Genomic DNA, 15,625 nt, shown 5'->3' with positions numbered 1-15,625 from the left:
ATGCCAGGAGACCACATCGACATGAACGTTGAATTAATAAACCCAATCGCAATGGATGAGGGATTAAGATTCGCTATCAGAGAAGGTGGAAGAACTGTAGGATCAGGAGTTGTTACTTCTATAATTAAATAGTAGCAAGGGAAATATGTATAGGACTAGGTTTCTACACCTGGTCCTTTTAAAAGGTAAAATTATGGTGATTGAATTGCCATAAATGACCATGAATGAATTTATTGACATAACTATTAACTTATGATAAATTGTTTAGGTAGCAAAAAATTGCGACGAAGATTTAGAAATAGAATTGATAGATATGTAACTTTTATAAACAAGGTACCAACTAGGAGGTGTAGATTGTGAGAGTTAAAATAACTTTAGCATGTACTGAGTGTAAACAAAGAAACTACAATACTATGAAGAATAAGAAGAATAATCCAGACAGAATTGAAATGCAGAAATATTGTAAATTCTGCCACAAACATACACTTCATAAAGAAACAAAATAGTTCGTTTGAACTTCAAATATTTTGGGGATGTGAAAAAAGATGGCTGAAAAAGTTGATGTTAAAGCAAAAGAAAAGCAGAAACGCGCTGGTTTAGTGCAGTTTTTTATCGACTTAAAAGCAGAGTTCAAAAGAGTAACATGGCCTTCAAAAGAAGAGCTAAAAAAAGCTGCAAATGCTGTTATTAGTTTTTGTGTTCTTTATGCAATTCTTGTAGGTTTGTTAGATACTGGTTTTAAGAACCTCTTTGATTTGATTTTTAAATAATTTTTAAAGGAGGTAAGGGGATTGAGCCTTCAGCCCCCTAAAGCTATGACAGGAAAAGCTAAATGGTATGTAGTTCACACATACTCAGGATATGAAAATAAAGTAAAAGCTAATCTTGAAAAAGCCATTGAAAATAGAAACCTAGAAGAATTTGTTCACGATATTCAGGTTCCTATGGAAGAACAAGTGGAAATAAAAGATGGTAAAAAGAAAATTACTTATAAAAAAGTATTTCCTGGATATGTAATGGTTAAAATGGTAATGACAGACGACTCTTGGTATATTGTAAGAAATACTAGAGGGGTTACTGGATTTGTAGGACCTGGATCTAAACCTGTTCCACTAACTGAAGAAGAAGTAAAAAACATGGGTATTGTTGAAACATACATAACTGTTGATTATGAAGTTGGTGAACATGTTAAGGTTACATCTGGGCCGTTTGAAAATTTCGAAGTGCTTATTACAGAAATAAATGTTGAGAAGCACAAGATTAAAGGTTTAGTTAATATGTTTGGCAGGGAAACTCCTGTTGAACTTGATTTTAATCAAATAGAAAAATTAGATTAAAACTTAATAAGATGAAATCTATAAGATGTAATCTTAGTAAGTGGGAGGGCTGAAAAGTCCGTATTACCACATTATAGGAGGTGTAAACTCATGGCTAAGAAAATAACAGGAATGATAAAACTTCAACTTCCTGCAGGAAAAGCAACTCCAGCACCACCAGTTGGACCTGCACTTGGTCAACACGGTGTAAATATTATGGGATTCTGTAAGGAGTTTAATGCGAAAACTGCTGATCAAGCTGGATTAATTATACCAGTTGTAATCACAGTATACCAAGACAGATCATTTAGTTTCATACTAAAAACTCCACCAGCAGCAGTTCTATTAAAGAAAGCAGCTGGAATTGAGAGTGGATCTGGAGTTCCAAACAGAACAAAGGTTGCTACTGTATCAATGGCTAAAGTTAGAGAAATAGCTGAGTTAAAGATGCCAGATTTAAATGCTGCATCTGTAGAAGCTGCTATGAGCATGATAGCTGGAACAGCTAGAAGCATGGGTATTGTAGTAGAAGAGTAATCTTAATTAATTCGGTGGGAGGCAATGCCGTTATTACCACAAAGGAGGATAGCAAAATGGGCAAAATGGGAAAGAATTACATAGAGAGTGCTAAACTTGTAGATAGAAGTGCTCTATATACACCATCAGAAGCTATGGAACTTGCAATTAAAACATCAAAAGCTAAATTTGATGAAACTATAGAAGTTCACGTAAGACTTGGAGTTGACCCAAGACATGCAGATCAACAAGTAAGAGGAGCGGTAGTGCTTCCAAATGGAACTGGTAAAACAGTTAGAGTGTTAGTTTTTGCTAAAGGTGATAAAGCTAAAGAGGCGCAAGCTGCTGGAGCTGATTACGTTGGAGCAGAAGAACTAGTTGATAAAATTCAAAAAGAGAACTGGTTTGATTTTGATGTAGTTGTAGCTACTCCAGATATGATGGGTGTAGTAGGAAGATTAGGAAGAGTATTAGGACCAAAAGGTTTAATGCCAAACCCAAAATCAGGAACAGTTACATTTGATGTTACTAGAGCTTTAGCTGATATCAAAGCTGGTAAAGTTGAGTACAGAGTTGACAAGACTGCTATTGTACACGTTGGAATAGGTAAAACATCTTTCGGTACAGAGAAGTTAATGGAAAACTTCCACACTTTAATGGAAGCTGTAGTTAAAGCTAAACCATCTGCTGCAAAAGGACAATACATTAAATCAGTTACTGTTGCATCAACAATGGGACCTGGAGTTAAAATCAATCCAGTAAAAGTTCTTGATTAGTATTGACTTATTGCATGAAATGTGTTAGAATTCTAAAAGTTGAATAGATTATTATTCCGTAGACAGTAGGTGCTTTAGGCGTAACATGATACCTACCGAGGATTCTAATAAATGCGAATTTATTGGTCTCTTCGTGTGCCTGCGGAGAGACCTTAATTTTTTTAATAAACAGTGAAAACTGTGAGGAGGTGGACACACAGTGCAAAGCAAAAATAGAGTATTAAAAGAAGCAAAAGTTGCTGAGATAAGAGAAAAAATGGAGAAAGCTCAAGGTATTATTCTTAGTGAGTATCAAGGCTTAACTGTTGAGCAAGATACAGAATTAAGAAAAAAACTAAGAGAAGCTGGTGTTGAATATAGAGTTTACAAAAACACATTAGTTACACTAGCAGCTAAAGAATTAGGAATTGAAGGTTTAGAAAAACATCTTCAAGGACCAGTTTCAATAGCATTTGGATATGAAGATCCAACAGCTCCAGCTAGAGTATTAGCTGATTTTGCTAAATCAAATAAGAAGTTAGAGTTAAAAGCAGGATATGTTCAAGGTGTTGTATATGACACTGCACAAGTTAAAGAACTTGCAGCAATACCACCAAGAGATGTTCTTATTGCAAAACTTCTTGGAAGCTTCAAAGCTCCACTTTCAAACTTAGCATACTTATTAAATGCTATAGCAGAGAAAAAACAAGGTGAAGTTGCTGAATAGTATTAACTAATATATTGATACTTAAAGTAGACTAACCCTACGTAATGGATAAGTTATATAATATATACTTAGTCAATTATGTAAATATAAAACAAATAACATAATAGTAGATTAAAAGAAAATTCGGAGGTGCTTTTTAAAATGACAAGAGAAGAAATTATTCAAGCTATAAAAGAAATGAGCGTTTTAGATTTAAATGAATTAGTTAAAGCTTGCGAAGAGGAGTTCGGAGTAAGCGCAGCTGCACCAGTTGCAGTAGCAGGAGCAGGAGCAGCAGCTGCACCAGCAGAAGAGAAAACTGAGTTTGATGTTGTTTTAGCTAATGCTGGAGCACAAAAAATAAAAGTTATAAAAGTAGTTAGAGAATTAACTGGTTTAGGATTAAAAGAAGCTAAAGATATAGTTGATGGAGCTCCTAAAACATTAAAAGAAGGCGTAAGCAAAGAAGACGCTGAAAATATGAAAGCTAAACTTGAAGAAGTTGGTGCTGTAATAGAAATAAAATAGTACTTTAAATTATAGAGCACTTTAAAATAAGGTGCTCTATTTTTATAATCTTTTTTAACTACAGTCTATAGTGAGATAAAAAAGTATGAAGCTAAATGTTCTTAGTAATCGGTGAATAGTCAGGGATTATTAAGAGCTTAATGAATTGAACTTATATGCTATTAAAGTATAATAATTGAAATTATTTTTTTAAATTTATATATAATATGGTTGACATTTAACATATATAATGCTAACATAATTTAATGCAAAGAAATACAGTGAATCATAGCAAAAAAACAAAATTCTTTAAACTATTTAAACTGTATAGTATATATTCCTACCTTAATTCTAAAAAATAATACTACTTTTTAGAATGCTAACTGGACATATCTAAAATAGAACTACGTAATGTAACAGTTAATTTTGTACCACACTAGGCAAACACCACCAATTGATTACAAATTCAATAATGCTTGTTTTCCGTTTGGCTCAAAAGATATGTTACGCATATAATTTGTAGTTTGATTTATGTGTCTAGCAAAACTGCGCATATAAATATATTTATGCAGAAGGGTTAGTGTTTATAAAACTATATAATTGAATACTTTTTTAAATTTTGGATATAATTGCATGATGAATATGTGTGATTCCGAAAACACAAAGTCCTAGGGGATAGTGGGTTTTTGGTTATTTTAGTTTATACAAGGGGTGAAAAATTAATGGTACATCCTGTAAAAGTTGGTAAAAGAACAAGAATGAGTTTTTCTAGAGTAAAAGAAACAGCTGAGATGCCGAATTTAATTGAGGTTCAATTGGATTCTTACAATTGGTTTTTAGCTGAAGGGCTGCAAGAGGTGTTTGAGGACATCAATCCGATTCAAGACTATACAGGAAATTTATCTTTAGAGTTTGTTGGATACAAACTTGATATGGATAATATAAAGTATTCTGTAGAGCAGTGCAAAGAGAGAGATACTACTTATGCAGCACCATTAAAAGTTAAGGTTAGATTGCGTAATAATGAAACTGGAGAGATCAAAGAACAAGAGGTATTTATGGGAGATTTCCCATTAATGACCGAACAGGGTACATTTGTAATAAATGGAGCTGAGAGGGTAATAGTTAGCCAATTAGTTAGATCACCAGGAGCTTATTACAATTATACAGTGGATAAAACAGGTAAGAAGTTATTCTCGTCTACTGTTATACCTAATAGAGGTGCGTGGTTAGAGTATGAAACAGATTCTAACGATGTTATCTATGTAAGAATAGACAAAACAAGAAAGCTACCAATATCTGTATTGGCAAGAGTTATGATGAATAATGGTAGTGACATCGAAATACTAGACTTTTTCGGTGAAGAAGAAAGATTAAAAGCTACCTTAGAAAAAGATAATACTAAAGAAAAAAATGACGCTCTATTAGAAATATATAAGAGATTAAGACCTGGCGAGCCGCCAACTGTGGATAGTGCTATTTCATTAATTGATTCTTTATTCTTTGATGCTAAAAGATACGACTTATCAAGAGTTGGAAGATATAAATTTAATAAGAAGCTTTCAGTTCACTTAAGAATTGCAAATCAGATAGCAGCAGAGAATATTGTAAATCCAGCAACTGGTGAAATCATAGTTGAAAAAGGTCAAAAGATTGATAGAGAAACAGCTGTTCAAATTCAAGATTTAGGAATTAATTCAGTTGATATTCAAGTTGATGATAGAATTATAAGAGTAATAGGTAATAACTTTGTTAACATAAGCAAGCAAGTTGATTTTGACATTTCGGATTTAAATATCAGAGAATCTGTTCACTATCCAACATTAAAGGAAATTTTAGATGCTTATAGTGATGAAGAAACAATAAAAGAGCAAATTAAACTTAATATTAATAAGTTAATACCAAAACATATAGTGAAAGATGATATCTATGCGACTATTAGCTATGAGTTAGGATTAACGTATGGTATTGGTAATATCGATGATATAGATCACTTAGGAAATAGAAGATTAAGATCTGTTGGAGAATTACTACAAAATCAATTCAGAATAGGTCTTTCAAGAATGGAAAGAGTTGTGAAGGAAAGAATGACTATTCAAGACCAAGAAGTCATCACTCCACAAGCTTTAATTAACATAAGACCAGTAGTAGCAGCTATTAAAGAATTCTTCGGAAGTTCTCAGCTTTCTCAATTCATGGATCAAACTAATCCTCTTTCAGAGTTAACACATAAAAGAAGATTATCAGCTCTTGGACCAGGTGGTCTTTCAAGAGAAAGAGCAGGCTTTGAAGTAAGAGACGTTCACTACTCTCACTACGGTAGAATGTGTCCTATAGAAACACCTGAGGGTCCAAACATAGGTCTTATCAACTCTTTAGCTACTTATGCAAAAGTTAATGAGTATGGTTTTATTGAAACTCCTTATAGAGTTGTGGATAAAAAGACAGGTAGAGCTATAGACAAAATAGTATATATGACAGCTGATGAAGAGGATAACTATCTAGTAGCACAAGCAAGTGAACCACTAAATGAGGATGGATCATTTGTTGATAAAAAGGTTACAGTTAGAGTTAGAGAAGAAGTTGTTGTAGTACCACATGAAGATGTTGATTTAATAGATATTTCACCAAGACAAATAGTTTCAGTAGCAACAGCCATGATTCCATTCCTTGAGAATGACGACGCATCACGTGCACTGATGGGATCAAACATGCAGCGTCAAGCAGTTCCACTACTTAAAGCTCAAGCTCCAGTAGTAGGAACAGGAATAGAATATAAAGCAGCAGTAGACTCAGGGGTTCTTCCTAAGGCTAAGAATGCAGGTACTGTTGTGTATGTAAGTGCAAATGAAATTAGAGTTAAAAGAGATGAAGATGGTGGAATAGATACTTATAAGTTGTTAAAATTCAAGAGATCTAACCAAGGAACTTGTATTAACCAAAGACCAATAGTTGACAAAGGTGAAAAGGTTGAAAAAGATACAGTTCTAGCAGATGGTCCATCAACAGATTTAGGAGAAATAGCATTAGGTAAAAATATCAGAATAGGATTTATAACTTGGGAAGGTTATAACTATGAGGATGCTATGCTTATTTCTGAAGAACTAGTTAAAGATGATGTATTCACATCTGTTCACATTGAGGAATATGAAGCAGAGGCTAGAGATACTAAATTAGGGCCTGAAGAAATAACAAGAGACATTCCAAATGTAGGTGAAGATGCGCTTAAAGATATTGATGAGCGTGGAATCATAAGAATAGGAGCAGAAGTAAGGTCAGGAGATATTTTAGTTGGAAAAGTAACTCCTAAAGGTGAAACGGAGCTTACTGCTGAAGAGAGATTATTAAGAGCTATATTTGGAGAAAAGGCTAGAGAAGTTAGAGATACTTCACTAAGAGTTCCACATGGGGAAGCAGGTATAATTGTAGATGTTAAGGTATTTACAAAAGAAAATGCTGATGAACTTCCACCAGGAGTGAATCAATTAGTGAGATGTTATATAGCTCAAAAAAGAAAGATTTCAGTTGGAGATAAGATGGCTGGAAGACACGGTAATAAAGGGGTTATTTCAAGAGTATTACCAGAGGAAGATATGCCATTCTTACCAGATGGAAGACCACTTCATATCTGCTTAAATCCACTAGGGGTTCCTTCTCGTATGAATATAGGTCAGGTACTTGAGGTTCACTTAGGCTGGGCAGCTAGCGAACTTGGTTGGCATATTGCTACTCCGGTGTTTGATGGTGCTCAAGACGTAGAGATTGAAGAATGTTTAGAAAAAGCTGGTTACTCAAGAGATGGTAAAACTGTTTTATATGATGGTAGAACAGGAGAGCCTTTTGATAATAGAGTAACTGTAGGATATATGTATATCTTAAAACTACATCACTTAGTTGATGATAAGATACATGCTAGATCTACTGGACCATACTCTCTAGTTACACAACAGCCTCTAGGTGGTAAAGCACAGTTTGGAGGCCAAAGATTTGGAGAGATGGAGGTTTGGGCACTTGAAGCTTATGGTTCAGCTCATACACTACAAGAGATTCTGACAGTTAAGTCAGACGACGTTGTAGGAAGAGTTAAAACTTATGAGGCTATAGTAAAAGGTGATAACATTCCTCAACCAGGAATACCAGAATCCTTTAAGGTTCTTATAAAAGAACTTCAAGCATTATGTCTAGATGTTAAATTATTAGATGAGACACTAGGGGAAATAAAACTTAAGGATTCTGTATATGAAGACTTAGAAGACTTAGAGGTAAATATCGAAGGTAGTGAAGATGTAGTTCCACCAACACCGGAGATAGAAGAGATAGAACCACTGGAAGAAGTGGAAATAGAAGAAGATGAAGATATAGATATAGATTATGCAAGCTTACCTTTAGATGACTTTGAAGAAGAATTGGTTTTAGATGATTTCAATGATGAAAACTAAAAATGAAGGGAGGATTACCCTTGGTTGAAATAAATAATTTTGATGCAATACAAATAGGATTAGCGTCTCCAGAACAGATCAGGGAATGGTCAAAAGGAGAGGTAAAAAAACCTGAAACGATAAACTATAGGACTTTAAAACCTGAAAGAGATGGTCTTTTCTGTGAAAGAATATTTGGACCTCAAAAAGACTGGGAATGTCATTGTGGAAAGTATAAAAGAGTTAGATACAAAGGGATAGTATGTGATAGATGTGGCGTTGAGGTGACAAAAGCTAAAGTAAGACGTGAAAGAATGGGGCATATAGAACTTGCTGCCCCAGTATCTCACATATGGTACTTTAAAGGAATTCCATCACGTATGGGATTAATCCTTGATATGTCCCCAAGATCTTTAGAGAAAGTTCTTTACTTTGCTTCCTATGTAGTTTTAGACCCAAAAGATACTGGACTGGATAAAAAGCAAATTCTAACAGAAAAAGACTACAGAGAAGCAGTTGATAAGTTTGGATATGATGGTTTTGTAGCTGGAATGGGAGCAGAGTCTGTAAAAGTATTATTACAAGATATAGATTTAGATGCATTAGCTACAGAATTAAAAGAGGACTTGAAAACAAGTACTGGACAAAAGAGAATCAGAACTATAAGAAGACTTGATGTAGTAGAGTCTTTTAGAAAATCAAGTAATAAACCTGAGTGGATGATAATAGATGTAATTCCAGTAATTCCACCAGATTTAAGACCTATGGTTCAATTGGATGGAGGTAGGTTTGCTACTTCTGACTTAAATGACCTTTATAGAAGAGTTATAAACAGAAACAATAGATTGAAAAAGTTATTGGATCTTGGAGCTCCAGATATCATTGTTAGAAATGAAAAGAGAATGCTTCAAGAGGCAGTGGATGCTCTTATAGATAATGGTAGAAGAGGAAGACCTGTAACAGGACCAGGAAATAGACCACTTAAATCTCTTTCAGATATGTTAAAAGGAAAACAAGGAAGATTTAGACAAAACTTACTTGGAAAACGTGTTGACTACTCTGGACGTTCGGTTATAGTAGTTGGACCTGAACTTAAGATGTACCAATGTGGTCTTCCAAAAGAAATGGCTCTTGAATTATTTAAGCCTTTTGTTATGAAAAAACTAGTTGAAAGTGGAGTTGCACATAACATTAAGAGTGCTAAGAGAATGGTTGAGAGGGTTCAAGCTCAAGTTTGGGATGTATTAGAAGAAGTTATTCAAGATCATCCAGTATTACTAAACCGTGCTCCTACTCTACACAGACTTGGAATTCAAGCATTCCAACCAATACTAGTAGAAGGAAGAGCAATAAAATTACATCCGCTAGTTTGTACTGCTTACAACGCTGACTTTGATGGAGACCAAATGGCTGTGCATGTACCACTATCTGTTGAAGCACAAGCAGAAGCAAGATTTTTAATGCTTGCAGCTCATAACATTATGAAACCATCAGATGGAAAACCAGTGTGTGTTCCAACACAGGATATGGTTCTTGGATCATATTACTTAACTTTAGACAAAGATGGTGCTAAGGGTGAAGGAAGAATGTTCTCTTCTCCAGATGAAGTGCTTATGGCATATGGGGTTAAAGATATTGACATCCATGCAAAAATCAAAGTTAAAATGTCTAAGATTAAAGATGGCAAGTTGGTTAGTGGAATTATAGAAACAACTCCTGGTAAGCTTATTTTCAACGAATCAATTCCACAGGATTTAGGATTTATTGATAGAAGCATTCCAGAAAATGAGTTTAAGCTTGAAATTGATTTCCTAGTAAGCAAGAAAAATTTAGGTAAAATAATAGATAATTGCTATCTAAGATATGGTGCTACTGAAACATCAAAAATGCTTGATAATATTAAAGCTAAGGGATACCACTTCTCATCAATAGGAGCTATAACAGTTGCTATTGCGGATATGGAAGTACCACCAGCAAAGAAAGAACTTTTAGCAGAGGCAGATGCTACTGTTGATAAGATAGAAAAAATGTATAGAAGAGGCTTCATATCTGAAGATGAAAGATATGAAAGGGTTATAGATAAGTGGACTAAGACTACTGAAGATATAGCTAATGCTCTTATGAATAGTTTGGATAAATTTAATCCAATAAACATGATGGCAGATTCAGGAGCCAGAGGATCAAAGAGCCAGATAAAACAGCTAGCTGGTATGAGAGGACTTATGGCTAACCCATCAGGTAAAATCATTGAGCTTCCAATTAGAGCATCCTTCAGAGAAGGTCTAGACGTTTTAGAATACTTTATATCTACTCACGGAGCTAGAAAAGGTAACGCCGATACAGCACTTAAAACAGCTGACTCAGGTTACTTAACAAGAAGACTTGTTGACGTAAGCCAAGATGTAATTGTTAGAAGTGAAGACTGTGGAGCTACAGAAGGCTTTGAAGTATCTGAAATTAAAGAAGGAAGCGAAGTTATTGAACCACTAACAGAAAGATTAACAGGAAGATACAGTGCAGAAGATATAATCCACCCTACTACTGGAGAGGTTTTAGTACCTAGAGACACATATATGGATGTGAAAATGGCTGAAACTGTAGAAAAAGCAGGAGTTAAGAAGGTTAAAATCAGATCTGTATTTACTTGTAAGTCTAAAATAGGTGTTTGTTCTAAATGTTATGGAATGAACATGGCTACTTCTCAGAAAATAAATATAGGAGAAGCAGTAGGAATAATCGCTGCACAATCCATAGGAGAGCCAGGAACTCAGCTTACAATGAGAACATTCCACACTGGTGGAGTTGCTGGAGCAGATATAACTCAAGGTCTTCCAAGGGTTGAGGAGCTATTTGAAGCTAGAAAACCAAAAGGACTTGCAATTGTTAGTGATCAGTCTGGTACTGTAAGAATTGAAGAAACTAAGAAGAAGAGAATTGTAATTGTTACAAATAACTTTGGTGAAGAATTTAGCTACGATATCCCATTTGGATCAAGAATAAAGGTTCTTAATGGGGACGTTATAGGTGCTGGAGATGAGATTACTGAAGGATCAGTTAACCCTCATGATATCATAAGAATCAAAGGAGTTAATGGAGTTAAAAACTATCTTCTTTCGGAAGTTCAAAAGGTTTACAGACTTCAGGGTGTTGATATCAACGATAAACATCTTGAGGTTGTAGTTAGACAAATGACAAGAAAAGTTAAGGTTGAAGAGTCAGGGGATAGCGAGTTACTTCCAGGAACTATGATTGATATTTTTGACTTTGAAGAAGCGAATGAAAAAGTATTAGCACAAGGTGGTGTACCAGCAGAAGGGAAGATTTCTCTTTTAGGTATAACAAAAGCAGCTCTTGCCACTGATTCATTCCTATCAGCAGCTTCATTCCAGGAAACTACAAGAGTTCTTACTGATGCAGCTATCAAAGGAAAGATTGATCCACTTCTAGGATTAAAGGAAAATGTAATTATTGGTAAACTTATTCCTGCAGGAACTGGTATGACACGTTATAGAAGCATTAAAATATCCACTGAAAAGGAAGAAGAGGCTACTGATAATTTAACAGGTGAACTTGAAGCTTAATATATATATTATGTTGACATGGTTCATTTAAAGTGATAAAATACAGCTTGTGTGTGATTTTAAAAATAATTTATATTATTATAAAGAGATTTAGAATTACGCTTATGAGGGGGAAAGCATATGATAGGCAGACTTTCAGGAGAAAAAGTTATTGGCATCAAGCAAACAAGTAAAGCTTTGAAAAACAAGCTGGGTAAAAAATTGTATGTAGCAAAAGATGCGGACTTAAAACTGGTAGAGCCTATAATAGAGTTGGCAAAGTCTAACTCCCTGCAGATTGTATATGTTGAAACAATGAAAGAACTAGGAAGCCTATGTGCTATTAAAGTTTCTGCAGCAACTGCACTCATACTTTAGTTTTTAGCTAACAAGTAATTTTATATAAAGGTATCTACTGTGATATAAAGTAATATTACTTTATATCACAGTGCAGATATAACTTTAGGAAACCAGTTTTAATATTATGAGGAGGTGAAAAAATGCCAACTATTAGCCAATTAGTAAGAAAAGGAAGAAAATCTGTTGCTTACAAATCAGCATCACCAGCACTTAAAGAGTGCCCACAAAAAAGAGGTGTGTGTACAGTAGTAAAAACAACAACTCCTAAGAAGCCAAACTCAGCGTTAAGAAAAATTGCCAGAGTAAGACTTACAAACGGATTTGAGGTTACTGCTTACATTCCAGGTGAAGGACACAACTTACAAGAACATAGTGTTGTTCTTATAAGAGGTGGAAGAGTTAAGGACCTTCCAGGGGTTAGATACCACATTGTAAGAGGTGCTTTAGACTCAGCTGGAGTAGCTAACAGACTACAATCAAGATCTAAATACGGTGCTAAGAGACCAAAGAAAAAATAGGTCATTATTAAAGAGTGCTATGCCTTCGGCATTTATATATACACATTAATACATAGTTGTTGGAGCAGAGCGCTTTACGGTAGAGATATCGAGTACCTGTGATTTAATTTAAAATGTTAAGGAGGGAAGAAAAGTGCCAAGAAAAGGATTTATAGCTAAAAGAGATGTATTACCAGATCCAATGTACAATTCAAAAGTTGTTACAAAGTTAATAAACAACATAATGGAAGATGGTAAAAAAGGAGTAGCTCAAAAAATATGCTACGATGCTTTTGAAATCATTGCAGAAAAGACTGGTAAAGAAGCACTAGAAGTATTTGAAGCAGCAATGAACAACGTAATGCCATTATTAGAGGTTAAAGCAAGAAGAATAGGTGGAGCAACTTATCAAGTGCCTATCGAAGTAAGACCTGAAAGAAGACAGACGATTGGTATCAGATGGATATTATTTGCTTGTGAAAAAAGAGGCGAAAAGTATATGAGAGAGAGATTAGCTAATGAGTTAATCGATGCATCAAACAATACTGGAGTAGCTGTTAAAAAGAGAGAAGATACTCATAAAATGGCTGAAGCAAACAAAGCTTTTGCTCATTACAGATATTAATATAAGAACTGTTTTGGCTCCTGCCAAAACAGTTTTCTCGAATTTATATTACTCGTTGAGAGGAGGAACAAAAGGTGGCAAGACAATACGCTTTAGAAAAGTTTCGTAACATAGGAATAATGGCTCACATAGATGCTGGTAAGACAACAACTACTGAGCGTGTATTATTCTACACAGGTAGAACTCACAAAATTGGTGAAGTTCATGAAGGCGGCGCTACAATGGACTGGATGGTTCAAGAGCAAGAAAGAGGTATAACAATTACTTCTGCTGCTACAACATGTTTCTGGAAAGATCATGTAATAAACATCATAGATACACCAGGACACGTAGATTTCACAGTTGAGGTTGAGAGATCTCTAAGAGTTCTTGATGGAGCGGTTTCTGTATTCTGTGCTAAGGGTGGGGTTGAACCTCAGTCTGAAACAGTATGGAGACAAGCGGATAAGTATCAAGTACCAAGAATGGCATATGTAAATAAAATGGATATCATGGGTGCAGACTTCTTTAGGGTAGTAGGCATGATGAGAGACAGATTAAAAGCAAATGCAGTGCCAATACAATTACCAATAGGTAAAGAAGAGAGCTTCATCGGAATTGTAGACTTAATTGAAAATAAAGCTGAGATTTATAAAGATGAAGAGGGAAAAGTATTCGAGATAGTTGAAGTTCCAGAAGAAATGAAGGACTTAACAGAAGAATATAGAGCTTCTATGATTGAAGCGATAGCTGAATTAGATGAAGAGTTAATGATGAAATATCTTGATGGAGAAGAAATCTCAATTGAAGAGTTAAAAGCTGCATTAAGAAAAGGTGTAATAAACAATGAAATAGTACCAGTATTATGTGGATCATCTTATAAAAATAAAGGTGTTCAAATGATGATTGATGCTGTTGTTGAATACATGCCATCACCACTTGATATTCCAGCTATTAAAGGTACAGATGCTGATTCTGGTGAAGAAATAGAAAGACATACAAGTGATGAAGAACCTTTAGCAGCTTTAGCATTTAAGATTGCAACTGATCCATTTGTAGGAAAGTTAGCCTTCACTAGAGTTTACTCTGGAATAATGGAAAGTGGTACTTATGTACTAAATGCTAATAAAGGTAAGAAAGAAAGAATTGGAAGACTTGTTAAAATGCATGCTAACAGCAGAGAAGAAGTTCAAGAACTTCGTGCTGGAGATTTAGGTGCAGTTATAGGTTTAAAAATGACAACAACAGGAGATACTTTATGTGATGAGGACAATGCAGTTGTTCTTGAGAGCATGGAGTTCCCAGAACCAGTTATTGAAGTAGCTATTGAGCCTAAATCAAAAGCTAGTCAAGAAAAAATGGGAGTAGCTCTTGCAAAACTTGCTGAAGAGGATCCAACATTTAAAACTTATACAAACCAAGAAACAGGTCAAACAATTATAGCTGGTATGGGTGAGCTTCACTTAGAAATCATCGTTGACAGACTACAAAGAGAGTTTAAAGTTGAGTGTAATGTTGGTAAACCACAAGTATCTTACAAAGAAACTATCAGAAAAGCTGTTAAAGCTGAAGGTAAGTTTGTTAGACAATCAGGTGGACGTGGACAATATGGTCACGCAGTTATCGAGTTAATACCTCACCAAGGACCTTATGAGTTTGAAAATGCTATCGTTGGAGGATCAGTTCCAAAAGAATATGTTGCGCCAATCGATAATGGAATTCAAGAAGCATCTCAAGCAGGTATACTTGCAGGCTTCCCAGTTCTTAACTTTAAAGTTAAGCTTGTTGATGGATCATACCATGATGTAGACTCATCAGAAATGGCCTTCAAAATTGCAGGATCAATGGCATTTAAAAATGCTATGGCAAAAGCAGACCCAGTACTTCTTGAGCCAATAATGAAAGTTGAAATAACAGTTCCTGAAGAGTACATGGGAGATGTTATGGGACACGTAAACTCAAGAAGAGGAAGAATAGAAGGAATGGACCCACAAGCAGGAGCTCAAGTTATAAGAGCTATGGTTCCACTATCAGAAATGTTCGGATATACAACAGTATTAAGATCTGCAACACAAGGTAGAGGAGTATCAAGCATGGAGTTTGCTGCTTATGAAGAAGTACCTAAGAGCGTTCAAGAGCAAATTATAAAAAAATAGTATTCTAATTTTTATAAATAATAAATAAAAGTAATTTCTTTATCAAGGAGGAATTGAAAAATGGCAAAAGCTAAATTCGAAAGAAACAAACCACACGTAAATATTGGAACAATAGGACACGTAGACCACGGTAAGACAACATTAACAGCTGCAATAACAACAGTTTTATCAAAAAAAGGATTTGCAGAAGCATTCGATTATGCATCAATAGATAAAGCACCAGAAGAGAG

15 protein-coding genes and 1 other annotated feature are annotated in these 15,625 nt (G+C 34.9%); all 15 genes read left to right on the top strand.

All coding sequences use genetic code 11. The features are described 5' to 3' along the window. Nucleotides 1–132: EF-Tu C-terminal domain-related protein (locus J2Z44_RS20335; protein ID WP_483416445.1), on the top strand; the 132-nt coding region annotated here is incomplete at its 5' end. A gap of 224 nt (nt 133–356) precedes the next feature. Then, nucleotides 357–506, top strand: a complete 150-nt coding sequence (rpmG, locus tag J2Z44_RS20330; protein WP_021285011.1) for a 50S ribosomal protein L33 — start codon at nt 357–359, stop codon at nt 504–506. A gap of 39 nt (nt 507–545) precedes the next feature. Next, complete coding sequence (secE, locus tag J2Z44_RS20325) at nt 546–770, top strand: preprotein translocase subunit SecE (RefSeq protein ID WP_017417204.1); 225 nt, start codon at nt 546–548, stop codon at nt 768–770. Nucleotides 771–815: 45 nt separating this feature from the next. Beyond that, nucleotides 816–1,337 carry a transcription termination/antitermination protein NusG gene (gene nusG / locus J2Z44_RS20320; RefSeq protein ID WP_031271869.1) on the top strand — a complete coding sequence of 174 codons (522 nt, stop codon included), beginning with the start codon at nt 816–818 and terminating at the stop codon, nt 1,335–1,337. A 90-nt stretch (nt 1,338–1,427) separates the two neighbouring features. Further along, complete coding sequence (gene rplK / locus J2Z44_RS20315; RefSeq protein ID WP_021285009.1) at nt 1,428–1,853, top strand: 50S ribosomal protein L11; 426 nt, start codon at nt 1,428–1,430, stop codon at nt 1,851–1,853. Nucleotides 1,854–1,918: 65 nt separating this feature from the next. Next, nucleotides 1,919–2,608, top strand: a complete 690-nt coding sequence (rplA, locus tag J2Z44_RS20310) for a 50S ribosomal protein L1 (RefSeq protein WP_035319848.1) — start codon at nt 1,919–1,921, stop codon at nt 2,606–2,608. Nucleotides 2,609–2,646: 38 nt separating this feature from the next. After that, nucleotides 2,647–2,775: a sequence feature (ribosomal protein L10 leader region), on the top strand. A 32-nt stretch (nt 2,776–2,807) separates the two neighbouring features. Continuing rightward, on the top strand, nt 2,808–3,314 hold the full coding sequence (rplJ, locus tag J2Z44_RS20305) for a 50S ribosomal protein L10 (RefSeq protein ID WP_021285007.1): 507 nt from the start codon (nt 2,808–2,810) through the stop codon (nt 3,312–3,314). A gap of 141 nt (nt 3,315–3,455) precedes the next feature. Beyond that, nucleotides 3,456–3,821, top strand: a complete 366-nt coding sequence (gene rplL, locus J2Z44_RS20300) for a 50S ribosomal protein L7/L12 (protein ID WP_021285006.1) — start codon at nt 3,456–3,458, stop codon at nt 3,819–3,821. Nucleotides 3,822–4,522: 701 nt separating this feature from the next. Beyond that, the gene (gene rpoB / locus J2Z44_RS20295) at nt 4,523–8,239 is read left to right on the top strand and encodes a DNA-directed RNA polymerase subunit beta (protein ID WP_209650017.1); all 3,717 of its coding nucleotides are present in this window, start codon (nt 4,523–4,525) and stop codon (nt 8,237–8,239) included. A 20-nt stretch (nt 8,240–8,259) separates the two neighbouring features. Then, the gene (gene rpoC / locus J2Z44_RS20290; RefSeq protein WP_209650015.1) at nt 8,260–11,799 is read left to right on the top strand and encodes a DNA-directed RNA polymerase subunit beta'; all 3,540 of its coding nucleotides are present in this window, start codon (nt 8,260–8,262) and stop codon (nt 11,797–11,799) included. Nucleotides 11,800–11,919: 120 nt separating this feature from the next. Beyond that, nucleotides 11,920–12,156, top strand: coding sequence for a ribosomal L7Ae/L30e/S12e/Gadd45 family protein (locus J2Z44_RS20285; RefSeq protein WP_021285005.1), 237 nt, complete (start codon nt 11,920–11,922; stop codon nt 12,154–12,156). 122 nt (nt 12,157–12,278) lie between these two features. Continuing rightward, on the top strand, nt 12,279–12,656 hold the full coding sequence (gene rpsL / locus J2Z44_RS20280) for a 30S ribosomal protein S12 (protein WP_021285004.1): 378 nt from the start codon (nt 12,279–12,281) through the stop codon (nt 12,654–12,656). Between the two features lie 133 nt (nt 12,657–12,789). Further along, entirely contained in the window at nt 12,790–13,260 is a 471-nt protein-coding gene (gene rpsG / locus J2Z44_RS20275) for a 30S ribosomal protein S7 (RefSeq protein ID WP_021285003.1), read from the top strand. Nucleotides 13,261–13,334: 74 nt separating this feature from the next. Further along, nucleotides 13,335–15,395 carry an elongation factor G gene (fusA, locus tag J2Z44_RS20270; RefSeq protein WP_021285002.1) on the top strand — a complete coding sequence of 687 codons (2,061 nt, stop codon included), beginning with the start codon at nt 13,335–13,337 and terminating at the stop codon, nt 15,393–15,395. Nucleotides 15,396–15,455: 60 nt separating this feature from the next. Further along, nucleotides 15,456–15,625: GTP-binding protein (locus tag J2Z44_RS20265; protein WP_245353412.1), on the top strand; the 170-nt coding region annotated here is incomplete at its 3' end.

The sequence above is a fragment of the Clostridium punense genome, assembly GCF_017874425.1.
Classification (GTDB): Bacteria; Bacillota; Clostridia; order Clostridiales; family Clostridiaceae; genus Clostridium_J; species Clostridium_J punense.
This window is presented reverse-complemented; position numbering and strand designations above follow the sequence as displayed.

Coding starts and splice junctions, on each gene's coding strand:
- secE (WP_017417204.1), top strand. CDS start 546: ATGGCTGAAAAAGTTGATGTTAAAGCAAAAGAAAAGCAGAAACGCGCT.
- nusG (WP_031271869.1), top strand. CDS start 816: ATGACAGGAAAAGCTAAATGGTATGTAGTTCACACATACTCAGGATAT.
- rplK (WP_021285009.1), top strand. CDS start 1,428: ATGGCTAAGAAAATAACAGGAATGATAAAACTTCAACTTCCTGCAGGA.
- rplA (WP_035319848.1), top strand. CDS start 1,919: ATGGGAAAGAATTACATAGAGAGTGCTAAACTTGTAGATAGAAGTGCT.
- rplL (WP_021285006.1), top strand. CDS start 3,456: ATGACAAGAGAAGAAATTATTCAAGCTATAAAAGAAATGAGCGTTTTA.
- rpoB (WP_209650017.1), top strand. CDS start 4,523: ATGGTACATCCTGTAAAAGTTGGTAAAAGAACAAGAATGAGTTTTTCT.
- J2Z44_RS20285 (WP_021285005.1), top strand. CDS start 11,920: ATGATAGGCAGACTTTCAGGAGAAAAAGTTATTGGCATCAAGCAAACA.
- rpsL (WP_021285004.1), top strand. CDS start 12,279: ATGCCAACTATTAGCCAATTAGTAAGAAAAGGAAGAAAATCTGTTGCT.